Raw genomic sequence first — 24,021 nt, forward strand, 5'->3', positions numbered from 1 at the left:
TTGACGAAGGGCTGCGCCGCTTCTCGAAGGAGCAACGAAGATGACCATGGATGCAATTCGGCCGCTGGGTGAGCACCGCATCGATCGCGCACAGCACGACGCGATCGCGTCGGTGCGCCACACTCCATCGACGGGATCGGCGCGGGGAGGGCATTCCCCCGCCCGGGCGCAGGCGGCTCTTCCTGAAAATCCCTTCGCTGCCCTCTCCGGAGCCAACGGGCGGCCGCTGAAGGTCGCCATCCTCAGCGACTTCACGCGCATTCCTTACGCGAACGGGGCCGTCTTCCAGACGCGGGCCCTGTATCGCGCGCTCAACACCTGTGGTCACCAGGCAACACTGATCGGACCCCGGGATCCTGACGCCTCGGCCGACGAGATGCCCCCCGGCACCGTCGCCCTGCCCAGCCTGCCGTTGCGCACCTATCCGGGGGTGCACCTGCCGATGCCCCTGGAGTCCTTCGTGTTCGATCCGATGCGGTGGGATTTCGACATCTGCTTCGCCCAGACCACGACGCTCCTTGTCGAGTTCGGCATCTGGCTGCGCAAGATGCGCGGCATCCCGCTGCTCTGCGTGAACACGACGCACCTCGCGGCCGCGTACGACGTGCTCCTGCCCGAGCGCGTGTCCCGGATCGGCGCGGTCCACACGGTGCTCCACAAGACGCTGCGCGCCCCGATGGAGCGGCTCTTCGTGGACCTCTACAACCAGGGCGACGGGCTCGTCGTGCTGAGCGAGGGCCTGCGCGACTACTGGCGCGAACGGGGGGTGGCGGTGCCCATCCACGTCATCCCGCGGATGGTCCCGGAGGACGTGTTCGATCGCCCGCTCGGCCCCGACCCGTACGCGCCGCTGCTCGAGGAGCGCGGGCTCGACGTGCGCGGCCCGCGCTTCGTCTGCGCCGGGCGCCACACGCGCGAGAAGTCGCAGCACCGCCTGATCCGCATCTTCGCCGAGCACATCGCCCCGCACCACCCGCAGGCGACGCTCACGCTGGTCGGCGACGGGCCCGACAGCGCGGCGTACGCGGCGCTCGCGCGGGAGCTCGGCGTCGCCCGGCGGGTCATCATGACGGGCGAGGTGCCGTACAGCCGCATCTCGGACTACTACCGGCACGCGACCGCCTTCCTGCACGCGTCGCTGAGCGAGACGTTCGGCAACGTGCTCAGCGAGGCGCTCTGGTGCGGCTCCCCGACGGTGGCGTTCGCCGACGGCATGGGCGTGAGCTCGCAGATCCAGAGCGGCTACAACGGCCTGCTGCTCGATCCCGGCCGCGGGGCGCTCGCGGAGGACAGGGCGAACGCCGCGTTCGGCAACGCCGCGCTCGCGCTCGCGCGCGATCCGCAGGCCGCCGCGCGGCTCGGGAGCGCGGCGGCGCAGCGCGCGCGCGAGCGGTCCTCGCCGATCGTGGTGCAGCGGATGCTCGCGAACGCCTTCGTGAACGCGCGCGAGCACGCCCGGGAGGCCGGGATCCGGCCGCTCGTCGAGGGGCCGAAGGCGCTCCAGTGGTGGGAGACTTTCCGGCACTTCCGCTCGTGGGTGGGCTTCACCGGCGGCCTGTTCGCCTTCGGTCACCTGCGCCCGGCCGCGGCGCCGCGGCCGAAGGGCATCCAGCCGTCGTTCTGCGCGTGATTCTGCGCGTGAGGTCGTTCTCGCCATTGGCCGCCGTGCGCGCCTCGCGCGCGTGGTAAGACCGGCCCGGCGCCGCCCTCCGCGCGGCGCCGGCTCGAGGTGTCTTTCGCATGCTCCTCAGGATGATCGGGGCGCTCGTCGACTTCAGCGGGCGCCGTCCCTGGCTCGTGATCGGCCTGGCGATCGCCACCATGGCAGGGCTATGGGGTTACGCTTCGCGGCTCGAGCTGCGCACGGAGCTCCGGGAGCTCCTGCCGAGCGACAGCCCGGCGTTCATGGCCTACGAGCGCCAGGCCAAGCGCGTGGACGGCGGCGCGCAGCTCATCGTGATCGCCGAGTCGCCGGATCGCGGCGCGAACGAGCGGTTCATCGACGCGCTCTCGGAGCAGCTGGAGGAGCCGCTCCGTCACCACGCCGCGCGCGCGGCCTGCCTCGCGGCGTGCGCCGACGACGCGTGCCGGAGCGCGTGCGGGCCCGCGTCGCTCATCCGCTACGTGGAGACCGGCACCAAGGACGTGCGCCGCTTCTTCGACGAGAACAAGTGGCTCTACGCGGGCGTCCGGGAGCTCGAGCAGGCGGACGAGGCGATCGAGCTCGAGATCGCGCTCCGCAGCGGCCTCATCGATGACCTCGACGCGGGCGAGGGCGGCGGCGCGAACGGCGCCGCCAGCCAGGGCCAGGCGGCGGGCGCGCCGGCGAAGAAGGGCCTGTCGCTCGACGACACGTGGGCGGAGCTCCAGCGGCGGCTCAAGAAGATCGACGAGTTCCCGAGCGGCTACTTCTCCACGCCCGACGGGCGCATGGTCGCGATCCGCATCGTCTCGCGGAGCGCCGGGATGGGCGATCGCAGCGCGGCCCAGCTCCTCGACGAGGTGACGGCGCTCGTCGGGCGCCTCGAGCCGGCGAAGTTCCACCCGGCCATGCAGGTCGGGTACGCCGGCGACATCCCGAACGCGATCGCCGAGCAGAAGTCGCTCGTGAGCGAGGCGGTGTGGGCCACGGTCATCGCCCTCGTGCTGATCCTCGGCGGCGTGGCGCTCTATTACCGCTCGCCCTGGTCGCTGATCGTGATCGCCCTGCCCACGGCGTTCGGCGCGAGCGCGGGGTACGCGTTCGCGACGGCGACGTACGGCTACGTGAACACGGTCGGCGCGTTCCTCGGGGCGATCATCGTCGGCAACGGGGTCAACTACCCGATCGTGCTCCTGTCCCGGTACCGCGACTTCCGCGCGCGCGGCATGGCGGCGGACGAGGCGCGGCGCGAGGCGGTCGTCAACGCGTTCCGGGCCGAGCTCGTCGGGGCGTGCGTGGCGGCGATCGCGTACGGCTCGCTCACGATCACGCACTTCCGGGGGTTCAGCCAGTTCGGCACGATCGGCTTCGTCGGGATGCTCATGGTCTGGGCGTCCATCGTGCCGCTCGTGCCGGCGACGCTCGTCGCCATCGAGCGCATCCAGGCGAGGCTCCCGCGCTGGCTGCGCGATCCGGCGCCGCGCGTCTCGGACGAGGGCACCGCCGGGCCCGGGGCGCGGCTGCTCGCCCGGGTCACGAGGCGCTGGCCGGTCGTGATCCTCGCCGTGGCGCCGCTCATCCTGATCCTCTCGGCGTGGAAGCTCCCCGCGTACGTGAGGGACCCGTGGGAGTACAACTTCGCGCGCCTCGGCTCGAAGAGCTCGCGGGAGAAGGGCGCGGGGAGCTGGTCGCTCAAGGCGTCCGAGGTGTTCGGCGGCAAGATGAACGTCGCGGGCGCGATGATGCTGGCGGACACCCCCGAGCAGGTGCCGGCCATCAAGGCGCAGATCCTGGCGAACGACGCGAAGGACCCGGAGGGCAAGCTCGTGGCCGACGTCGCGACCATCGCGGACGTCCTGCCCGGCTCGCCCGAGGAGCAGCGCCAGAAGCTCGAGATCCTGGGGCGGATCCGCGACCGGCTGACCCCGCGCGTGCTGAAGTCGCTGTCCCCGGAGGATCGGGAGCGCGTCCAGAGCATGCGGCCGCCGGAGTCCCTGCGCGTGATCACGCCCCACGAGCTGCCCGACCTCATCCGGCGGCGGTTCGAGGAGAACAACGGGGTCGTGGGCACGGTGTTCTACGTGAAGTACAAGAACAACGTCTCGTTCTCGAACGGCAAGAACCTCCTCCGGATGGCGAACACGACCGGCAACGTGGTCCTCCCCGACGGGACGCACGTGGTCACGGCGAGCCGGCCGACGGTCTTCGCCGAGATGATCCGGTCGATGGAGCGCGACGGCCCGCTGGCGACGGCGGCGTCGTTCCTGGCCGTCACCTTCGTCGTGGTGCTCGCGACCGGCAGCCTGATGGGCGCGTTCTCGGTGCTGTCGGCCCTCGTGCTCGGCGTGCTCGCGACGGCGGTCGCGATGGCCATGCTCGACGTGAAGATCAACTTCCTGAACTTCATCGCGCTGCCGATCACCTTCGGCATCGGCTGCGAGTACCCGTTCAACGTCTTCGATCGCGCGCGCCTGCTCGGCGGCGACGTGGCGCTCGCGCTGAAGCGCTCGGCCGGCCCGGTGGCGCTCTGCAGCTACACGACCGTGCTGGGCTACGGGTCGCTCATCTTCGCCGACAACCAGGCGCTGAACTCGTTCGGCTGGGTCGCGGTGAGCGGCGAGATCGCGTGCGTGGCGACCGCGCTCCTGTTCCTGCCGGCGCTGCTCCACGTGATGAGCCGCTCCGGGGCGCTCCAGCGCGCCTGGAGGGGCGGCCTGCTCTGGAGAGGGAGCCACCACTCGTGAAGATCCTCGACGTCGCGGAGTTCTTCTCGTCGCGCGGGGGCGGCGTGCGGTCGTACCTCGAGGAGCTCGTGCGCCAGGGGAGCCGGCGCGGCCACGAGGTGGTCGTCGTGGCGCCCGGGCCGCGCGACGAGGTGGTGCCGCTCGAGCAGGGCCGCATCGTGCGGGTGGCCGGCCCGCCGATGCCCTACGACCCGACGTACCACGCCCTCCTCCGGCTCGGCGCGGTCCGCGCGATCATCCGCCGCGAGGCGCCCGACGTGCTGCAGGCGAGCGCGCCGTACACGGCCGCGCTCGTCGCGGCGACCGAGCGCGGGGTCCCGCTCCGCACGTTCGTGTACCACTCCGACCAGATCAGCACGTACGCCGCGCCGCTGCTCGACCGGCTGCGCCCGCGCGCGGTCGCCCGCGCCCTGGAGGGCGCGCTGTTCGCCTGGCCGCGGGCCCTGTCGCGGCGGTTCGACGCGACGATCGCGCCGGGGACGTTCATCGCCGAGCAGCTCCGCGCGCACGGCTGCGAGCGCGTCCATCGCGTCACGTTCGGCGTGCGCCGCGAGTCGTTCGACCCCTCGCGCGCCGACGCCGCGCTGCGGAGGAGCCTGCTCGGGCGTTTCGCGGACGACCCCTCGGCGGCGCTGCTGCTCGTCGCGTGCCGGCTCGCCGTCGAGAAGCGGGTCGCGCTCGTGATCGACGCCGCGCGGGAGCTCGCGGCGCGGCGCCCGGTGGCGCTGGCGGTGCTGGGCGACGGGCCCGAGCGGGCGCGGCTCGAGCGGCGCGCGGCCGGCCTGCCGCAGGTGAGCTTCCTCGGCTTCGCGAAGGACCGCGCCACGTACGCGGCGCTGCTCGCCAGCGCCGACGTGTTCGTCCACGGGGGCGCCGCCGAGACGTTCGGCTTCGTGCTGGGCGAGGCGCTCTGCTCGGGCCTGCCGCTGGTCGTCCCCGCGGCCGGCGCGGCCATGGACTTCGTGAGCCCCGGCGCCGCGGAGGCGTACCCGCCGCGCGCCCCGGCCGCCGAGGTCGCCGCCGCGATCGAGCGGGTGCTGGAGCGCCCCCGGGCCGAGCGCGCCGCGGCGGCCCGCGCCGCGGGCGAGCGGCTGCCCGCGAGCGACGAGCACTTCGACGCGCTCTTCGCGCTGTACGCGGACCTGCTCGGCCGCGGCCAGGGCGGGCGCGCCGGCGGCGGGCGCGATGGCTGAGCGGCCGGAGCGCCGGAGCGCCCGAGCGCCTGGATCGTTGCGATGGAGCCCGCGACCGTGCGCCCGTTCCTGTTGATCTCGCCGTATTTCGCGCCGCAGACGAGCGTGGGCGCGTTCCGCTGGGTGAAGCTCGCGCGGCACCTGCCGCGCCACGGCTTCCGCCCCGTGGTCCTGTCCGGGACCTTCCCCGGAGACACGCGCGACGACGGCCTCCTCGCGGCGCTGTCGCCCGAGGTGGAGGTCGCCGATGCGTTCCTCGACCCGGCCGTGCTCGCCGCGGAGGCCGCGTTCGCCGGCCTGCGCGCGCGCTTGCCGCGCCGGGCGGGGCTCGGGGGTCCGCTCGTGGGGCTCCGCCCGTTCCGGGCGCTCACCGATCGCTACACCCCGCACGCGCTCCACGCCGCGCGCGTGGCCGTCGCGCTCGCCCGCCGCGCCGGCGCGCAGGCCGTCGTGGTGAGCGCCGGCCCGTTCTCCGCGTGCCCGGTGGGCCTCCACGTGAAGCGCGCGCTCGGCGTGCCGCTCGTCTTCGACCTGCGCGATCCGTGGTCGCTGCACGAGACCGGCAACGGCCCCCCGTCCGGCCTGGCCGAGCGGGCGCGGCGCGCCCTCGTGCCGCGCCTCGAGCGCCGCTGGCTCGCGGGCGCCGACCACGTGATCCTCAACACGAGGAACGCGCTCGAGGCCTACCGCGCGCGCTTCCCCGAGCTCGCGACGAAGTCGTCGTTCGTGCGCAACCACTTCGATCTCGCGCTGTACGCGCCGGCCCCCGCGCCGGAGCCGCCGCGCTCCTTCGTCATCCTCCACCTCGGCACGCTGCGCGAGGAGACCTCGGCCGACGCGATCGGGGCCGCGCTGCGGCGGCTGATCGACCGCGAGCGGCTCGCGCCCGGCGACCTCGTCCTGCGGCAGATCGGCCGGACGTCCGCCTACGATCGCGACCGCTTCGAGCGGCTCGGGCTCACCCCGTACATCGAGATCCTCCCGCCGATCCCGCAGCGCGACGTGATGGCCGAGCTGCGGCGGGCGCACGTGCTGCTCACCCTGGTGGGCCCGCGCGTCGTGCTGCGGATCGCCGCGAAGACGTACGACTACGCCGCGTCGGGCATGCCGATCGTCAGCGCCGCGGCGAACCCCGAGATCGACGAGCTGCTCGCGCACCGGAGCGACAACGCGCGCGTGCCGCCCGACGACGTCGACGGCCTCGCCGCGGCGCTCGCGCGCCACCTGGCGCGCTTCCGCGAGACGGGCGCCCTCCCGGAGCCCGCCCCGCCGCCCCCGGACCTCTCGTCCGAGGCCGCGGCCGCCCGGATCGCCGCGATCCTCGACCGCGTCCTCGCCGACGCGCCTCGCGCCGCCGGCAAGCACTAGACTGCGCGCGCCGCGCCGCCTTCGCGGCGCCATCACCCTGGATCGGAGCTGTGCATGCGCTTTCTCCACCCCGAGCGTGACGAGTCGCTGGAGCTCGCCCTCGAAGACGTGTTCCTGACCCCCGGGTACTTCGCCGGCGGCTCCCGCCTCGACACCGACCTCCGCCCCACGGACTTCCCCGGCGGCTCGCACCCGATCGTCTCGGCGAACATGAACGCGGTCACCGGCAAGCGGATGGCCGAGACGATGGCCCGCTTCGGCGGCCTCGGCGTGCTCCCGCAGGACATGGATCTCGACACGGTCGAGCGCATCGTCGGCCACATCAAGCGCGCCGACCCGCGGTACGACACGCCGCTCTCGGTCTCGCCGCGGGCGACGCTCCGCGACGTGCACGGCATCATCCGGAAGCGGTCGCACGACATGGTGGTCGTGGTCGACGACGAGCGCCGCCCCATCGGCATCGTCACCCATGCCGACCTGCGCAACCGCGACCAGTACACGCCCGCGTCCGCGCTCATGTCGTCGCGCCTCATCACCATCCCGGCGGGCACGCCGAACCGCACGGCGTTCCTCCTGATGGAGGACGCGCGCGTGAAGGCGGTGCCCGTGCTCGACCAGGAGGGCCGGCTCCACGGCGTGCTGACCCGCGACGACGCCGTGCGCCTGGAGCTGCTCCGGCCGACGCTCGACGCCCGCGGCGAGCTCATGGTCGCGGCGGCGCTCGGCATCTCCGCGCAGGCGGCCCAGAGCGCCGCGCGCCTGCTCGAGATCGGCGTCTCCGCGATCGTGCTCGACACCGCGCACGGCCACCAGCGGCGCATGATCGAGGCGGTCCGCGCGGTGCGGAGGACGATCGGCGACGCCGTCCCGCTCGTGGCCGGCAACGTCTGCACGGCGGAGGGCACGCGCGACCTCATCGAGGCGGGCGCCGACATCGTGAAGGTGAACGTCGGCCCCGGCGCCATGTGCACGACGCGCATGCAGACCGGCGCCGGCCGGCCGACGTTCTCCTCGGTGCTCGTGTGCGCCCGCGAGGCGAGCCGCCACGGCAAGCGTGTCTGGGCCGACGGCGGCGTCCGCCACCCGCGCGACGTGGCGCTCTACCTCGCCGCGGGCGCCTCGCGCGTCATGGTCGGGACGACCCTCGCCGGCACCTACGAGAGCCCGGGCGACGTGATGGAGGACCGCGAGGGGCTGCTCTACAAGGAGAACTACGGCATGGCGAGCGCCCGCGCCGTCAGCGAGCGCACCGCCGATCTCGACCCGTTCGAGCGCGCCAAGAAGGTCTTCTTCCGCGAGGGCATCTCGACGTCGCGCATCTACATCCACGAGGGCCGCGAGAGCGTCGGCGCCATCCTCATCGAGATGATCACCGGCGTGCAGTCGGCGTGCACCTACGCCGGCGCGGCGAACCTCGACGAGCTCCACGACAAGGCCGTCATCGGCGTGCAGACGCTGGCCGGCTACGGCGAGGGCAAGCCGCACGGGCTAGAGCGGCGGTGAGCGCGCGGATGAGCGGCGGTGAGCGCGCCGCGCGCGGCGATGAGCGCGGCGCGCGCGGCGCTCCGTCACGGTCGTAGAGGCGCGTAGCGCCGTGCGCGCGCCGCGCTGCACATGCGAGCGGCGCGCGCGGCGCGGCGCGGGATGACGGAAGCGTGACGTGACTTCCACCCGGCTCGCGACGAATCTCCGGCTGCTTACCGTCGAGGTCGTCCATGCCGAGCGCCGCTGCACCGCGTCTTTCAGCCACCCGCCGCGCCATTCGCCGGTTCATCGGCCACACATGGCTGTCCGTGTTCGGCTGGCGCGTCGAGGGCGTGACGGATCTGCCGCCGAAGGCGGTGCTGATCGCCTGGCCCCACACCTCGAACTGGGATTTCCCGTTCACCCTCGCGGTGAGCTACGTGCTCGACCTCGAGTTCTCCTGGCTCGGCAAGCACACGCTCTTCGAGCCGCCGTTCGGCCCTTTCTTCCGGTGGCTCGGCGGCATCCCCGTCGACCGCCGCGACCGCAACAACCTCGTCGCGGCCGTGGTCGACGTGCTGAAGCAGCACGACGAGCTCAAGCTGATCATCGCGCCCGAGGGGACGCGCTCGCGCACGAAGCGCTGGAAGACGGGCTTCTATTACGTGGCGCTCGGCGCCGGCGTGCCGATCATCCTCGGATACCTCGATTTCCCCAGGAAGCGCGGCGGCATCCTCCACGTCTTCTACCCGACGGGCGACATCGACGCCGATATCGCGGCGATTCGCCGTTACTACGAGGGCATCGAGGGAAAGCACGCGAGCCGGATGAGCGAGATCACGCTCGGCCCGCGGAATGTCCCGGCGAACGGGGTCGCGCAGCACCCGTGAGCGCGGGTCGGCGGCGCGCGGGTCGTTCGCGCGCCGCCGGGGGCGCTCGTCAGCGCAGGGACGGCACGCGCGCCGACGAGGCGGGCCCCGTCGTGATCCTCGCGGTCAGCACGCCCGCGAGCGCCCACTCGAACGCCGAGCGGTCGGTGTAGACGTTGAAGCGGCCGCCCGTGGCGAGGTTGGCCACCGTGACGCCCATGGCGACGAGCCCCGGCTTCACGAGGACGTGGACCTCCTTCAGCTTGCCGGGGTTCCGCAGGTGCCACGCCGTGAGCTTGGCCCGGACGTCGCTGTCGTAGCCGGCGCCGAGCTCGAAATCGTCGAACACGATCGGGTGCAGGCCCGAGTCGATCAGGGTCTCCAGGTGCCTGACCGCCGGCTCGATGAGATCGAGCGTCGCGTACCCCTCGAAGCGCCGCGTCACGACGTCGGACGCGGGCGTGCGGACGTCCAGGACCCCCCTCGAGGTCGACCAGCGATCGCCCCGCGCTCCGAGCCGCGTGTGTGCCAAATCCATCTCGAATTCGAGACTTTAGTCGATAGCCGGCGCTTCGCCATGCGATCCGTCCGTGCCGCGCCGCTCGCCGATCCCGGGGATCGGCCGCCGGCGTCGTGCTCGCGGCCGAGCGCCGCCTGCCCGGCGGGCGGGCCCCGCGGTCGCGGTGGGCCGGCGGAGCGCGCGGGGTCCGCGGGGCGCGCGCGGCGGCGGGGCCGCGGACGAAGCGCGCGCGGCGGCGGGGCCGCGGACGAAGCGCGCGCGGCGGCGGGGCCGCGGACGAAGCGCGCACGGCGGCGGAGCGGAGCCAGGGGGGCGCGGCGGCGGAGCAGGGGGGCGCGGCGGCGGAGCCAGGGGCTCCGCGCAGCGGGTCCGCCGGCTCGTCCAGCGCGTCCGGCCGCCGAGATGCATCCGCGAGCGCCGTCGGCGCCGCCGAAAGCGGCTATGATGCCGCCGCGGTCTCGGCCGCCGGCCGGTGCCGGCGGCTCGCGAGGCGTCTTCGCCCGCAAAAGAGCGACGAAGGAGGAGCGACCGAGATGAGAGGAACTGTTTCCAAGGTGCTGCGGCTCGCTGTCGTGGCGTTCGCGTGCGCGATGATGGCGGGCTGCGGCGGCCCGCTGCGCTACACGCCGCAGGGCATAGGGAAAGCGCCGGGCGCCGACGCCGTGATCGTGGCTGACGTCAATTTCGACGCGGCCATGACCCGCCTCGACATCAGCGCGAAGAACCTCCCGCCGCCCGAGCGCCTCGATTCGAGCGGCTCCGCCTACGTCGTCTGGGCGCGCCCGGACAGCGACTCCCCCTGGCAGCGGGTCGGCGCGCTCAACTTCGACGCCGATGCCCGCACCGGCAAGCTCAAGGACGTGAGCGTGCCGCTCACCCGGTTCGAGCTCGTCATCAGCCTCGAGCAGAACGCCAATCCCGAATCGCCCTCTTCGGAGCTCGTCTTCAAGCAGGACGTCGAGTACTAGCGATCTCCCTCGGCGGGCGCCGCCTGGCGCCCGCGCGGATCGCGACGGGAGCGGAGCGCCGCGCGGCGCGCGGACCCTCGATGCGACGTCCGGGGCGACGTCCCTGGATAAGGCCTCTCCTGAGCCGTCTGGCCGCTGGCGTCCTCTCGATTCCATATCAGTCTAGTGCGCTGAAGATCGACCGCGCGAGTCCGTCAGGCTCGGATCGGGCCTTGAAGGGACATCGCCGTTCCCGCGAGCCGCGGAGGAGATCGAGGTGCCAGTGCCAGCGGACCTCTTCAGAAGCGCTCCGTTCACGAGGGTCCTGCCGCCGCTCGTCATCGCCGCTGCCATCGCCGCCGCCGGCTGCGATCAGCCCCGGGAGCCGTCGGGCTCGGAGGCCGGCGGCGGGAGCGGCGAGGGCGGCGGAAGCGGCGAGGGCGGCGAAAGCGGAGCGGGCGGCGAAAGCGGAGCGGGCGGGGCGCCGTGCAGCGTGGCGGCGGATTGCCCCGGGGTCGACGGCGCGTGTCGGCGGCGCACCTGCGAGGGCGGCCGGTGCGGCCTCGACCCGGCGCCGCGGGGAAAGCCCGTGGCCGAACAGGTGCCGGGCGACTGCAAGAAGAGCGTCTGCGACGGGCAGGGCGCCGTGATCGAGATCGAGGACGAGCAGGACGTCTTCTCCGATGGAGACCCGTGCTCGGCCGACGTCTGCGTCGCCGGCGCGCCGGAGAACCCGCCGGCCCCGGCCACGACGGTGTGCGGCGGGGCCGATCCAACCGGAGGGCGCTATTGCGACGGAAACGGCGCCTGCGTCGAGTGCCTCGCCCCGGGCGATTGCCTGAGCAACGTCTGCGTCGGGAACAGGTGCGTGGCGCCCGATTGCGGCGACGGCGCGACGAACGGGGCGGAGACCGACGTCGACTGCGGGGGCTCCGCGTGCGTGCCGTGCCCGGACGCGGCGGCGTGCCTCGCCGACGCGGACTGCCGGAGCGGGATCTGCAGGGACGGGAGCTGCAGGGCGTCCTCGTGCACCGACGGCGCGACGAACGGGGCGGAGACCGACGTCGACTGCGGCGGGTCGGCGTGCCCGCCGTGCGCCACCGGCAAGGCGTGCGCGTCGGACGGCGATTGCCTCGGCGGCAGGTGCTCGGGGACGACGTGCCTCCCGTCGTGCACCGACGTCGCGCGGAACGGCGCGGAGACGGACGTCGACTGCGGCGGGCCGGCGTGCGTCGGGTGCGCCGCCGGCATGCGCTGCGCGATCGGGCGCGATTGCCTGAGCCACGTCTGCAGCGCGGCGGGGACGTGCGCGCCGCCCGCGTGCGGCGACGGGGTCGTCAACGCCGCCGGCGAGGCGTGCGACGACGGCAACGCGAGCAACACCGACGCGTGCCTCACGACGTGCGAGGCGGCCTCGTGCGGCGACGGGTTCGTGCAGGCCGGCGTCGAGGCGTGCGACGACGCCAACGCCAGCGACACCGACGCCTGCCCGGCCGGCTGCGCGGCGGCCGCGTGCGGCGACGGGTTCGTGCGCACCGGCGTCGAGGCGTGCGACGACGGCAACCGGAACGCCGGCGACGGGTGCAGCCCCGGGTGCCTCCGCGAAGGGTGCGGCGACGGCGCGATCCGGTCCGGCGAGGAGTGCGACGACGGCGACACCGACAGCACCGACGGCTGCCCCATCACGTGCCGCGTCGCGCGGTGCGGCGACGGGTTCGTGCGGGCCGGCGTCGAGGGCTGCGACGACGCCAACACGGCGAGCGGCGACGGATGCAGCGCGAGCTGCGTCGTGGAGGCGAGGTACACGTGCCGGGGCACGCCGAGCGTGTGTACCTACTCGAGCGAGCGCAACTGCGGGGACGCGGAGGACAACGACCTCGACGGCGAGACGGATTGCGACGACCCGGACTGCGCGACCGGCTGCGATGGCGGCGTGGGCGGTTGCTCGCCGGGGCAGGTGCTGTGGGTGGAGTCGTCCACGGACGTGCCCAAGACGGTCACGGATCGCGCGGTCGCCGCCAGCGTCCTTGCGGTCGGCGCGAGCGGCGCGGTGCGGCGCGTGACGCTCGAGGTCGATATCGCGCACTCGTTCGACGCGGACGTCGACATCTCGCTCGCCTCTCCGGCGGGGACGAGGGTCGATGTCTCGAGCGACAACGGGGGCTCCGGCGACGACTACCGCGGGACCCTCTTCGACATGGGGTGCAGGACCCCGGTCACGGCGGGCGTGGCGCCGTTCCGCGGGTGTTTCCGCCCGGAGGCCTCGTTCACGGCGTTCGTGTCCCGCCCGGCGAGCGGCACGTGGACGCTCCGGGTCGGGGACGACGCCGGGTCCGACTCCGGCAGGCTGAACTCGTGGTCCATCGCCCTCTGCATCGAGCGGTGACCATGCCGCGGCGAGCGCATCGAGGACCCGCGCAGTAAATTTAGTTAGACTTATTAACTATTTCGGCTGACCGACGCGTGGACCGTCTGCACGAAGCTGCTGCTCGCGCGGCGCGCCCGCGCGGCTCGCACCGCGTGGCTCGCACCGCGCTGCGGCCGTTAGTTGTCCGGCCGCGCCCGGCCGCGCCCGGCCGCGCCCAGCCGCGCCCGGCCTCGCCCGTCCGGTCCGATCGTCCGCGCTCGGCTGGCCGGGTCTCCCGTACCGCCGGCCCGCGATTCATGCCAGGGTGCGCGCGTGCCCTGGGTTCGCGCATCGCTTCGAGGTCAAACCGTCTACGCCCGCGCCGATGCCGCCGGTGCCCTGACCGCGGAGGAAGGGGGCGGCGTCGAGATCCGCTACAAGCCGAACGACGGCCGCAGGTACAAGGCCCGCCTGGACAACCTGACCATCGTCGACCCGAAGGTGCTGCCCGACGACACCTGCGGTCCGGCCGAGGCGGTCGTGAAGGCGCGCGCCGGCGAGCAGCCCGACGGGGCAGGGGGCGCAGGCGCTCCGGCGCCGGCCGGGGCGGCGCGCGGGCAGCGCAAGGCGCCGGCGCGAGGGGCGACCGCCGCGGCGCCTGTCCCGGAGGGGGCCGTCATCGTCTACGCCGACGGCGCGTGCTCGGGGAACCCTGGGCCCGCGGGCCTCGGCGTGGTGATCATCGACGGCGGCCGGCGGATCGAGCGCAGCGAGTACCTCGGCACCGCGACCAACAACATCGCGGAGCTGACCGCGATCCTCCGGTCGCTCGAGGAGGTGGACCAGCCGGAGCGGCCCATCGTCATCCACACCGACAGCCAGTACTCGATCGGCGTGCTCCAGAAGGGGTGGAAGGCCAAGGCGAACGCCGAGCTCATCGCCTCGCTGCGCGACGCGCTCGCGGCGCGGCCGCGCGCGCGCCTTGTCTACGTTCCAGGGCACGCGGGCGTGCTGCTCAACGAGCGCGCCGACGCGCTCGCGCGCGAGGCCGTCCGCGAGCGCGCGTCCCGGCGGACGGTGTACCCCGGCGCTGCCGGCTCTGGCTGAGCGCGCGCTCTCCGGCAGACGGTGGAGCTCCGGCTCCCTGGAGGCGGCCCCAGCAGCCCTGGGGGCGGCGCCCCAGCAGCCCTGGAGACGGCCCCAGCAGCCCTGGGGGCGGCGCCCCAGCAGCCCTGGGGGCGGCGCCCCAGCAGCCCTGATGTCGACGCTCGGCGGCCGTGGCCGCCGAGCGCGTCGCCTGTGTACACGCGCGCTCGGCGGGGGCCCCGCGCGGCTCAGGAGAAGCCGTCGATGGCCGCGTTCAGCGTGGCGCTGGGCCGCATCGCGGCGAACGTCTTCTGATCGTCGAAGTGGTAGTAGCCGCCGAGATCGACGGGTTTACCCTGCGCGCCGAGCAGCTCGTCGTTGATCTTGGGCTCGTTGTCCGTCAGGGTCGTGGCGAGCTTGCCGAACTTGGCCGCCAGCTCCTTGTCCTCGGTCTGCTTGGCGAGGGACTGCGCCCAGTAGAGCGCGAGGTAGAAGTGGCTGCCGCGGTTGTCGATCTCGCCGACCTTGCGCGCCGGGCTCTTGTTGTTCTCGAGGAACAGGCCGATCGCCGTGTCCAGCGCCTTGGCGAGCACCTTGGCCTTGGCGTTGTTGGTCTTGCTCGCGAGGTCCTCGATCGAGACCTGCAGCGCCAGGAACTCACCGAGCGAGTCCCAGCGCAGGTAGTTCTCTTTCTGCAGCTGCTGGACGTGCTTCGGCGCCGAGCCGCCGGCGCCGGTCTCGTAGAGGCCGCCGCCGGCAAGGAGCGGCACGATGGAGAGCATCTTGGCGCTGGTGCCCAGCTCCAGGATGGGGAACAGGTCCGTCAGGTAGTCGCGCAGCACGTTGCCGGTGACGCTGATGGTGTCCTTGCCGTCCTTCATGCGGCCGAGCGTGAACTTCATCGCCTCCACCGGGCTCAGGATCGGGAGCTCCAGGCCATTGGTGTCGTGCTCGGGCAGGTAGGCCTTGACCTTGGCGATGAGGTTCTTGTCGTGGGCGCGGTTCTCGTCGAGCCAGAACACCGCCGGGGCGCCCGTGGCGCGCGCGCGGGCGACGGCCAGCTTGACCCAATCCTTGATCGCGATGTCCTTCGTCTGGCAAGCGCGGAAGATGTCGCCAGCTTCGACCTTCTGCTCCAGCAGGGCGTTGCCGGAGGCGTCGACGACGCGCACCGTGCCGCTCTCGGGGATCTTGAAGGTCTTGTCGTGTGAGCCGTACTCCTCCGCCGCCTGCGCCATGAGCCCCACGTTCGGCGAGCTGCCCATCGTGCGCGGGTCGAACGCCCCGTGCTGCTTGTGGAAATCGATCGTGGCCTGGTAGATGCCGGCGTAGGAGCGATCGGGGATCGTGAACTTGGCGTCGTAGAGCTTGCCGTCCGTGCCGTACATCTTGCCGCTGGAGCGGATGGCCGCCGGCATCGAGGCGTCGATGATCACGTCCGAGGGCACGTGCAGGTTGGTGATGCCGCGGTCGGAGTCGACCATGGCCAGCGTCGGGCGTCGCTCGTAGACGGCCTTGATGTCCGCCTCGATCTTCGCCTTCTCGTCCGCCGGCAAGCCCTGGATCTTGGTGTACAGGTCGCCGATGCCGTTGTTCGGGTCGAAGCCGACCTTGGCCAGCGTGGCCGCGTGCTTGTCGAGCGCCTCGGCATAAAACACGCTGACGGCGTGCCCGAAGAGGATCGGGTCGCTGACCTTCATCATCGTGGCCTTGAGATGCAGGGAGAACAGCACACCCTGCTTCTGCGCGTCCTCCACCTGATCGGCGTAGAACGCGCGCAGGGCCTTGGCGCTCATCACGCTGGCGTCGACGACCTCGCCCGCCTGCACCTTGACGCTCGGCTTGAGCACGGTCGTCTTGCCGCCGGCGACGAGCTCGATCTTCAGCTCCTGCGCCTTGTCCACCACGACCGACCTCTCGCTGCCGTAGAAGTCGCCGCCCGACATGTGCGCGACGTGGCTCTTCGAGTCGCGGCTCCACGCGCCCATCGAGTGCGGGTGCTTCTTGGCGTAGTCCTTGACGGCGGGCGAGGCGCGGCGATCGCTGTTGCCCTCGCGCAGGACGGGGTTCACGGCGCTGCCGAGCACCTTGGCGTAACGTGCCTTGATCGCCTTCTCCTCCTCCGTCTTCGGCTCGGAGGGATAGTCCGGCACGGCGTAGCCCTGCTGCTGCAGCTCCTTGATGGCGGCCACGAGCTGCGGGATGGAGGCGCTGATGTTGGGCAGTTTGATGATGTTGGCGTTTGGCGTCTTGGCCAGCTCGCCGAGCTCTGCCAGGTGGTCGCCGAGCTTCTGCTTGTCCGTCAGGCGCTCCGGGAAGTTGGCGAGGATGCGGCCCGCCAGGGAGATGTCGCGCGTCTCGACCCGGACCCCGGCGGCCTTCGTGAACGCCTCGACGATCGGGAGGAGCGAATACGTGGCCAAGGCCGGCGCCTCGTCTGTCTTCGTGTAGATGATGGTAGAATTTTGCGTTTCCACTTGTTCCTCGAGGGTTGAAGGGCCGGGATTGTCGGATCGCCCGTGCCTACCCGCGGGCGAGTCGGATTCACCTGGTGCTGGACAACTTCACTACTCACACCCCCGCATCGCTATCAAGGCCTGCGGGACCGAGCGGGGCCACGCGCGCTCGATGAAGATGAAGGGAGGCGATGGGGTTGTCCGGTACGACCAGCGTGCCTGCCCGCGAGATGGAGATCGGCTGTCCTCGCGTGCGCCTCGGCAAAGGTCGTCATGGCGGCCGCTTACCGCGCCGGGATCGCTGCGGCAACAGGCTGGACAGCCGCGGCGCGGCGCGCTCGCGGCGCGCTCCGGAGCGAGGCGCGGCGCGTCATGTCGGGCCGCGCCGGGCCGGAAACGCGTGGAACCGGCCGGGGTCAAATGGTAGAGCCGCGCGATGCGCGCCCCGCTCCGCCTCGCCCTCGCCGGGCTCATCACCGCCGCCGCCCTCGCCTCGCCGCTCGCCCACGCGGTCGTGAGCGAGCGGATCGTCGCGGTCGTCGGCGATCGCGCCATCCTGCTCTCGGATCTGCGGCAGCGGGCCCGCCCCTTCCTCCTGCAGATCCAGGCCCGGGTGCCGCCGGGCCCGCAGCAGGCGGCGGCCGAGTCGCAGCTCTTTCGCGAGCTCGTCCAGAAGATGGTGGAAGAGGAGCTCGAGGGCCAGGCCGCCGAGAAGGCCAATATCCGCGTCACCTCCGACGAGATCGAGAACGCCTTCCGGAACATCGCCGCCGCGGAGCAGACGACGGTCGAGGAGCTGTTCCGGATGGCGCGGGCGACCTCCGGGCTCACCGAGCAGGAGTACCGCGACGAGATCCGCCGGCAGATCCTCGAGGGGAAGATGCTGCAGCTCCGGGTGAAGGGCCGGGTGCGCATCACCGAGCAGGACGTGCTGTCCGCTTACGACCGGATGGTGCGCGAGGAGCGCCGGCGGCGCGAGTACCACCCGGCGTGGATCGTCCTGCGCATCCTGCCCGGCTCGAGCGCCGAGGCGATCGAGGAGCGGCGCGCGCTCGCGGCGGCGCTCGCCGACCGCGCGCGGCGGGGCGAGGACTTCGCGGCGCTCGCGCGGCAGTTCTCGGACGACACCGCGACCCGCGACGAGGGCGGCGACCTCGGGGTCCGCGCGCCGCAGGGGACGCAGGCCGCGGCGAGCGGCCAGCGCGAGGTGATGGCCCCGGAGCTCGAGGCGGCGCTGATGGCGGTCGAGCCGGGCGGCGTGGTCGGGCCGATGCGCGCGGGCGACGCGTTCGTGGTGATGAAGCTCCTCAGCCGCCAGCCGTCGCGCTTCACGACGCTCGACGCCGCCCGGCCGGAGATCCTCCAGCGGCTGCAGGCAGAGATCCTGCAGAAGGCCAAGCAGAAGTGGCTCGACGAGCTGAAGCGCGGGACGCACGTGGAGGTCCGGCTCTGACGGGCGGCGGCGCGCGCGGCGCGGCGGGCGCGGGCGGCCGCGGCGAGGCGGGCGTGCCCGAGTGCACCGCGTGCGGCACCTGCTGCTTCTCGACCCTGCCCGAGTACGTCCGGGTCTTCGGCTGCGACTACGACCGCATGGACGATCGCGCGCGGGCGCTCACGCGGTTCATCGGCAACCGCTGCTACATGCACGTCGAGGACGGCCGCTGCGCCGCGCTCACGCTGGACGCGGAGCGCGGCCGCTTCCTGTGCTCGATCTACGAGGTGCGGCCCGACTGCTGCCGCGCGCTCGAGCGCGGCAGCGGCGCGTGCATCGGCGAGCTCCACGAGAAGCGGGAGCGGCCGCTGATCGCGCTCGATCGGCTGCGGCGCGCCGCTGCGCCGCGCGGCGGACGGGACGGCTAGCCCCTGCCGCGGGCGCCCAGCGCGGTGCCACGATGTCGCTATCCTCTTCGCAGGTCCCTCGCGCGCCGAGCGCCAGCCGCTCGCAAGGGCGCTCCGCGCGCGAGACGGGCGACCTGGATGTGGGCCATGGACGTCGCAGCTCAGATCGTCAAAGCCTTGGAGTCCGCCGGCTACGGGCAGATCGAGGCGGTCGCCCGCACGAGGTCGGGCCACGTGCTCCGTGCGGTCGCGCCGACGGACGGGCGCGCCGCCCGCTCCGTGATCCTCAAGATCTACAGCGATGAGAGCGAGGGCCCCGACCACGAGGCCGCGGTGCTCCGCCGCCTGGGGCGCGCCTTTCAGCTCCTCAGCTTCGACGGCAAGCGGTGCCTGGAGATGCCGGACATCGGCGGCGTCTCCGTCGCCAGCGTCTGCGCTCGGCGGCGGCTCGCGATCGACGAGGCGCTCGCGATCGGCGCTGCAGTCGCGGGCGAGCTGACCGAGGTGCACCGCCGACACGTCATTCACAAGGATGTCAATCCGTCGAACGTCGTGTGGAACGAGCGCACGGGCGCCGTTCAGCTGATCGATTTCGGCGTCGCGAGCGAGCTGCCGCTGGAGCAAGCCGAGCTCGCGCAGCCGTCCGAGATCGAGGGGACGCTCGCGTACATGGCGCCCGAGCAGACGGGGCGCATGAACCGGCCGCTCGACGCCCGCGCCGATCTCTACGCGCTCGGCGTGACGCTCTACGAGATGCTCACGGGCCGCCGGCCCTTCGAGCGGAGCGACCCGCTCGAGCTCGTGTATTGCCACCTGGCGTGCGCCCCCGTCGCGCCCCGCGAGGTCGACCCCGCGATCCCCGAGGTCGTGTCCGACCTCGTGCTCCGCCTGATGGCCAAGGAGCCGCAGGACCGCTACCAGACGGGGTGGGGCGTCGAGGCGGACCTCCGCCGATGCGTCGAGTCGCGGCGCAGCGCGCGCCGGATCGAGCCCTTCCCGCTCGGCCGGCGCGACATCCCCGATCGGCTGGCGATCCCCCGCCGGCTGTACGGTCGCGACGACGAGATCGAGGCCGTCGCGCTCGCCCTGGAGCGCGCCACCGTCGAGGGGCGCGCGGAGGTCATCCTCGTCGGCGGACCCCCGGGCATCGGCAAGTCGGCGCTGGCCCACGAGCTGCTGCGCCCCATCACGGGCAAGCGCGGGATGTTCGGCGCGGGCAAGTGCGACAGGTCCCAGCGCGCGACGCCGTTCGACGTCCTCGCCAAGGCGCTGCAGGGCGTCGTACGGCACCTGCTCGGGGCCGAGCCGGACGCCGTCGCGGCGTGGCGGCAGGAGCTCCTGTCCGCGCTGGGCGAGAACGGCGCCCTGGTCACGGCGCTCGTGCCGGATCTGACGCTGCTGATCGGGCCGCAGCCGCCGCTGCGGGAGCTCGATCCCGTGGAGGCGCGCAACCGCGCGACGATGGTGCTCCGCAACTTCGTGCGCGCGCTGTGTCGGGACGGCCGTCCGCTGGTCCTGTTCCTCGACGACCTCCAGTGGGCGGACGCCGCGACGCTCGACCTGCTCTGCGAGCTCGCCGCCGATCCGGAGCTGCGCTTCTGTTGCGTGATCCTCGCGTACCGCGACAACGACCTCGCCGCGGGGCACCCCCTGCCCGCGGCGATGGAGCGCATGCGCCTCGGCGCCGCGAGGGTCACCTCGATCGCGCCCTCGCCGCTCCGCGAGCGCGCCGTCGCCGCGCTCGTCGCCGACGCGCTGCGGGTCCCGGTCTCGCGCGTGGGGACCCTCGCGTCGATCGTGGCGCGGAAGACGGGGGGCAACCCGTTCGTCATCGGCCAGCTCCTGGAGCGGCTGCTCCGCGACGGCGTCATCACGTTCGACCCGGCCGCCGCCTCCTTCACGTGGGACGATGCCCGCGTCGAGGCCGCGCCGATGGCGGAGAGCGCCGCCGAGCTGCTCCGCGCGCGGCTCGGCGAGCTCTCGCCGGCCGCGAGGAGCGCGCTGCGCGTGGGCGCGTGCCTCGGCGATACGTTCGACGCGGCCACGCTCGCGGCCGTCTGCCGCGCCCCCGCGGAGGACACGCTCTCGGACCTGCGGGAGCCGGTGGAGGCCGGGATGCTGATCCCGCTCCGCCTCCGGGCGCCCGCCGGCCACCCCTCGGGCGCGACGTTCGCGTTCGCGCACGATCGGATCCGGGAGGCGGCCTACGCGCTCATCGAGGAGCGGGAGCGACCTGCCGTGCACCTCGAGCTCGGACGGCGGCTCATCGCCATGACGCCGGCCGAGCGCCTGGACGAGCGCCTGTTCGTGATCCTGGACCAGCTCAAGGCCGGCCAGGCGCTGCTCGCGGACGAGGGGGAGCGGCTCGAGGTGGCCAGGCTGTTCCTGCGCGGCGGCCAGCGGGCCCTCGGCGCGGCGTCGTTCGAGGTGGCCGCGAGCCTGCTCGGCGCGGGCGTCCGGGTGCTGGGCGAGGAGGGCTTCGCGCGGGCGCGCGAGCTCGCCGTCTCGCTGTACCGGGCGACGGCGCTCGCGGCCTGCCTCATCGGAGATTTCGGCGGCGTCGAGCGGCTCGTCTCCGCGCTCTCCTCCCACGCGGCCTCGGTCCTCGAGGAGGTCGAGGTCGACGGGCTCCGCATCCGCAGCGCGCAAGCGCAGGACCGGAGCAGGGAAGCCCTGCGCCTGGGCCTCCGCGCGCTCGGGCGGATCGGGCTCACATTCCCCGAGAAGCCCGCGGTCGAGGACGTGCTGCGCGCCATCTCCGCCATCCGCGAGCGGCTCGCGGGCGAGGGCGTGGAGGAGCTCGCGAAGCTGCCACCCATGCGCGATCCATGCGCCCTCGCCGCCATGCAGCTCATCCGCCAGGTCGTGGGCCTGGCCTTTCAGGTGGCGCCGGCGCACTACCCGCTCCTCGTCACCGAGGGCGTGCGGCTCTCCATCGAGCACGGCAATGCGCCGTCTTCCCCGCAGTCGTATGTCTTTTTCGGTAACCTCCTCGTCGTCCTGGAGGGCGACGTCGAGGGGGGCGCGCGCTTCGGCCGGCTCGCGATGGAGGTGATGGCGCGGCTGCGAGCTCGCGAGCTCTCGGCCATGATCGTCAACCTCTTCGAGTGCATGATCCACCCGCGCACGGCGCACTTCCGCGACACGCTCGCGCCGCTGCGCCTCGGCCACCAGGAGGGGCTCTCGCACGGCGATTTCGAGTGGGCGAGCCACTGCGGCATGGGGTATTGCATCCACGGCTACATCAGCGGCGCGCCGCTCCGCGGGCTCCTGCAGGAGATCGAGGAGCTGCGCCGCTCCTTCGCGCCGCTCCACCAGGAGCGCACCGCGCGGTACCTGAGGGTCCTCCAGCAGGCCACGCTGAACCTCCTGGGGGCGGGCGGGCAGCCGACGGTCCTGAAGGGCGAGGCGTTCGACGCGGAGGCGGCGCGCCCCGGCCTGGAGGCCGCCGGCGACTCGTTCTCCCTGTTCTACATCGCCTTCCATCGCACCTTCCTGCTCAGCCTCTTCGGCGATTTCCGCGGCGTCCTCGAGGAGATCGCGTGGATCGAGCCGCACCTCGCGGCCGTGCCCGGGCTCGTCCTGTTCACCCGGATGCAGATCCCGGAGGCGCTGGCCTGCCTGATGGTCGCCGCGGAAGAGGCGGGGGAGCGGCGCGGCGCGCTCGTCGCGCGCGCCGACGGCATCCTCGCCGGGCTGCGGCAGGCGGCGCGGCACGCCCCGATGAACTTCGGGCACCTCGTCGCGCTCATCGAGGCCGTGCGGTCCGGGATCCAGGGCGAGCACCCCTGGGCGACGGCCAGGCTCTACGACGAGGCCGTCACCGGGGCGGAGGCGCACGGGTTCGTGCAGGACGCCGCGTTCGCGTGCGAGCTCGCCGGGCGCTTCTGGCTGGCCGCTGGCAGGGACTTCCTGGCGCGCGCCTACCTGGAGCGAGCGCGGCGGCTCTACGCGCGGTGGGGCGCCGTGGCCAAGGTCGCGCAGCTCGAGCAGCAGCACGCGACGCTCCTGCCGATGCACACCCCCATGGGCGCGCTGATCACGACGTCGCAGGCGCCGGCCGTCCTGCTCGACGCGGCGTCGCTCTTCAAGGCCTCGCGCGCGATCGCGAGCAGCCTGGTGCTCCACGAGCTCCCGACGCGCTTCCTCGCCGTCGCCATGGAGAACGCCGGCGCGCAGCGAGGGGCGCTCTTCGTCGAGCGGGAGGGCGCGCTCGTCCTGGAGGCGGCCGGCGACCCGTCCCGCGGGGCCGTCCGCGCGGGGGGCGCGCCCGTCGAGCTCGCCGGCGATCGCGCGTGCCTGTCCGTCGTGCGCACGGTGGCCCGGACCCGGGCGCCGGTGGTCCTCGAGGACGCGCGCACGTCTCCGGCGACCCGCGACGATCCCTACGTGGCGTCGCGGCAGTCCCGCTCCGTGCTGTGCGCGCCGGTCCTCTCGGGGAGCGCGCTGCGCGGCGTGCTGTACCTCGAGAACGACCTCGTGACGGGCGCGTTCACGGCCGAGCGCGTGGAGGTGGTGGCGATCCTGTCGGCCCAGGCCGCCGTCGCGCTGGAGAACGCGTTCCTCTACGGCGACCTCGAGCGCCTGCTGGAGGAGCGGACGCGCCTGCTGGAGGAGCGGACGCGCCTGCTCGCGCAGGCCGAAGAGGGGGTGCGGGCGCGCGACACGTTCCTCACGCTCGCCGCGCACGAGCTGAGGACGCCGCTCACGCCGCTCCAGATGGAAGTCCAGACCTTGCTCCGGGACGCGCGCGCCGGCCGGATGAGGGCCGAGGGGTCCGATCGCGCGGCCAGGAAGCTGGAGCGCGCCGGGCGCCAGATCGGGCGCCTCGAGCGGCTCGCGAACGATCTCCTCGACGTCGCGCGCCTCGCCGCGGGCGAGCCGGAGATGCGGATGGAGCCGGTGGATCTGTCGCTCGTGGTCCGCGACGTCGCCGCGAGGCACGCGGCGGCGCTCGAGCACGCGGGCTCGGCGCTGTCCCTCGACGCGGAGCCCGGGGTCGTGGGCCTCTGGGATCGCGTGTGCCTCGTTCAGGTGACGGACAAGCTGCTGTCGAACGCCGTCAAGTTCGGTGAGGGCAAGCCCATCGATGTCCGGATCGAGGCGGACGACGGCAGGGCCCGGCTCGTCGTGCGCGACCGCGGCGCCGGCATCGCCCGCGCGACGCAGGCGCGCCTCTTCGGGCGGTTCGAGCGCGGCGTGTCGGAGCGCCATTTCGGGGGGCTCGGCCTCGGGCTATGGATCGCGCGGCGCATCGTCGACGCGCTCGGCGGGAGCATCCGGATCGACAGCGAGCCCGGCGCGGGCGCCACGTTCATCGTGGAGCTGCCGCGCGAGCCCCCTCGGGAGGCCCGTGGGCAGGTCCCGAGCGCGCCGCCCGGCGGGCAAGCCTCGTCGAGCGCGCATCACGGCCGCGCCGAAGAGCGTACGGGCTGACGCCTCCCGCCGATGCACGGAGCGCGGTCGACCGACGGGCTCGAGCGCCGGAGCGATCCGGCGCCGGCGCTGCGGTTCCCCCGGCGCCGCGCCGGCGAGGGCGCCGCGCT

At 73.3% G+C, this 24,021-nt stretch carries 14 protein-coding genes; 12 read left to right on the forward strand and 2 right to left on the reverse strand.

Features of this window, described 5'->3' with window-relative positions:
- Positions 1-40: 40 nt before the first annotated feature.
- From WMF26_RS07515 to WMF26_RS07540, 6 genes are all read left to right on the forward strand, one after another.
- Positions 41-1,630, forward strand: a complete 1,590-nt coding sequence (locus WMF26_RS07515) for a glycosyltransferase (protein ID WP_437999762.1) — start codon at positions 41-43, stop codon at positions 1,628-1,630.
- A 110-nt stretch (positions 1,631-1,740) separates the two neighbouring features.
- Positions 1,741-4,386: an efflux RND transporter permease subunit gene (locus tag WMF26_RS07520; RefSeq protein WP_437999763.1), complete on the forward strand. Its 2,646-nt coding sequence runs from the start codon at positions 1,741-1,743 to the stop codon at positions 4,384-4,386.
- On the forward strand, positions 4,383-5,579 hold the full coding sequence (locus WMF26_RS07525; protein WP_020733467.1) for a glycosyltransferase family 4 protein: 1,197 nt from the start codon (positions 4,383-4,385) through the stop codon (positions 5,577-5,579). The genes WMF26_RS07520 and WMF26_RS07525 overlap by 4 nt, the downstream gene beginning before the upstream one ends.
- 42 nt (positions 5,580-5,621) lie before the next feature.
- Positions 5,622-6,947, forward strand: a complete 1,326-nt coding sequence (locus WMF26_RS07530; protein ID WP_437999764.1) for a glycosyltransferase — start codon at positions 5,622-5,624, stop codon at positions 6,945-6,947.
- A gap of 54 nt (positions 6,948-7,001) precedes the next feature.
- Positions 7,002-8,450 (forward strand): GuaB1 family IMP dehydrogenase-related protein, encoded by a 1,449-nt coding sequence (locus WMF26_RS07535; RefSeq protein ID WP_437999765.1) that lies wholly within the window; start codon positions 7,002-7,004, stop codon positions 8,448-8,450.
- A 290-nt stretch (positions 8,451-8,740) separates the two neighbouring features.
- A complete protein-coding gene (locus WMF26_RS07540; protein WP_437945429.1) occupies positions 8,741-9,301 on the forward strand; it encodes a lysophospholipid acyltransferase family protein in 561 nt (186 codons plus the stop codon).
- A gap of 49 nt (positions 9,302-9,350) precedes the next feature.
- Here the strand turns inward: WMF26_RS07540 and WMF26_RS07545 are convergent, their stop codons facing one another.
- Complete coding sequence (locus WMF26_RS07545; RefSeq protein ID WP_437999766.1) at positions 9,351-9,818, reverse strand: hypothetical protein; 468 nt, start codon at positions 9,816-9,818, stop codon at positions 9,351-9,353.
- 515 nt (positions 9,819-10,333) lie between these two features.
- Between WMF26_RS07545 and WMF26_RS07550 the strand changes: the two genes are divergently transcribed.
- From WMF26_RS07550 to WMF26_RS07560, 3 genes are all read left to right on the forward strand, one after another.
- Positions 10,334-10,768, forward strand: coding sequence for a hypothetical protein (locus WMF26_RS07550; RefSeq protein WP_437999767.1), 435 nt, complete (start codon positions 10,334-10,336; stop codon positions 10,766-10,768).
- 256 nt (positions 10,769-11,024) lie between these two features.
- The gene (locus tag WMF26_RS07555) at positions 11,025-13,133 is read left to right on the forward strand and encodes a proprotein convertase P-domain-containing protein (RefSeq protein ID WP_437999768.1); all 2,109 of its coding nucleotides are present in this window, start codon (positions 11,025-11,027) and stop codon (positions 13,131-13,133) included.
- Positions 13,134-13,427: 294 nt separating this feature from the next.
- Positions 13,428-14,201, forward strand: a complete 774-nt coding sequence (locus WMF26_RS07560) for a ribonuclease HI (protein WP_437336512.1) — start codon at positions 13,428-13,430, stop codon at positions 14,199-14,201.
- Positions 14,202-14,428: 227 nt separating this feature from the next.
- On the opposite strand, the gene WMF26_RS07565 is transcribed toward WMF26_RS07560, so the two are convergent.
- Positions 14,429-16,657: an NADP-dependent isocitrate dehydrogenase gene (locus WMF26_RS07565; RefSeq protein ID WP_437999769.1), complete on the reverse strand. Its 2,229-nt coding sequence runs from the start codon at positions 16,655-16,657 to the stop codon at positions 14,429-14,431.
- Positions 16,658-17,072: 415 nt separating this feature from the next.
- Here WMF26_RS07565 and WMF26_RS07570 point away from each other — a divergent pair, with 415 nt between their 5' ends.
- The 3 genes from WMF26_RS07570 (at position 17,073) to WMF26_RS07580 (ending at position 23,911) form a co-directional block, all read left to right on the forward strand.
- Complete coding sequence (locus WMF26_RS07570; protein WP_437999770.1) at positions 17,073-18,089, forward strand: peptidylprolyl isomerase; 1,017 nt, start codon at positions 17,073-17,075, stop codon at positions 18,087-18,089.
- 53 nt (positions 18,090-18,142) lie between these two features.
- Entirely contained in the window at positions 18,143-18,496 is a 354-nt protein-coding gene (locus WMF26_RS07575) for a YkgJ family cysteine cluster protein (protein ID WP_061623436.1), read from the forward strand.
- Between the two features lie 126 nt (positions 18,497-18,622).
- Positions 18,623-23,911 carry an AAA family ATPase gene (locus WMF26_RS07580; protein ID WP_437999771.1) on the forward strand — a complete coding sequence of 1,763 codons (5,289 nt, stop codon included), beginning with the start codon at positions 18,623-18,625 and terminating at the stop codon, positions 23,909-23,911.
- The last annotated feature ends 110 nt before the right edge of the window (positions 23,912-24,021 follow it).

The sequence above is a fragment of the Sorangium sp. So ce185 genome (assembly GCF_051526825.1).
Taxonomy (GTDB): domain Bacteria; phylum Myxococcota_A; class Polyangia; order Polyangiales; family Polyangiaceae; genus Sorangium; species Sorangium cellulosum_D.

What these genes read in the sequence shown, in the direction of transcription:
- WMF26_RS07515 (WP_437999762.1), top strand. Translation starts at nt 41, where the DNA reads ATGACCATGGATGCAATTCGGCCGCTGGGTGAGCACCGCATCGATCGC.
- WMF26_RS07520 (WP_437999763.1), top strand. Translation starts at nt 1,741, where the DNA reads ATGCTCCTCAGGATGATCGGGGCGCTCGTCGACTTCAGCGGGCGCCGT.
- WMF26_RS07530 (WP_437999764.1), top strand. Translation starts at nt 5,622, where the DNA reads ATGGAGCCCGCGACCGTGCGCCCGTTCCTGTTGATCTCGCCGTATTTC.
- WMF26_RS07535 (WP_437999765.1), top strand. Translation starts at nt 7,002, where the DNA reads ATGCGCTTTCTCCACCCCGAGCGTGACGAGTCGCTGGAGCTCGCCCTC.
- WMF26_RS07545 (WP_437999766.1), bottom strand. Translation starts at nt 9,818, where the DNA reads ATGGATTTGGCACACACGCGGCTCGGAGCGCGGGGCGATCGCTGGTCG.
- WMF26_RS07550 (WP_437999767.1), top strand. Translation starts at nt 10,334, where the DNA reads ATGAGAGGAACTGTTTCCAAGGTGCTGCGGCTCGCTGTCGTGGCGTTC.
- WMF26_RS07570 (WP_437999770.1), top strand. Translation starts at nt 17,073, where the DNA reads ATGCGCGCCCCGCTCCGCCTCGCCCTCGCCGGGCTCATCACCGCCGCC.
- WMF26_RS07580 (WP_437999771.1), top strand. Translation starts at nt 18,623, where the DNA reads ATGGACGTCGCAGCTCAGATCGTCAAAGCCTTGGAGTCCGCCGGCTAC.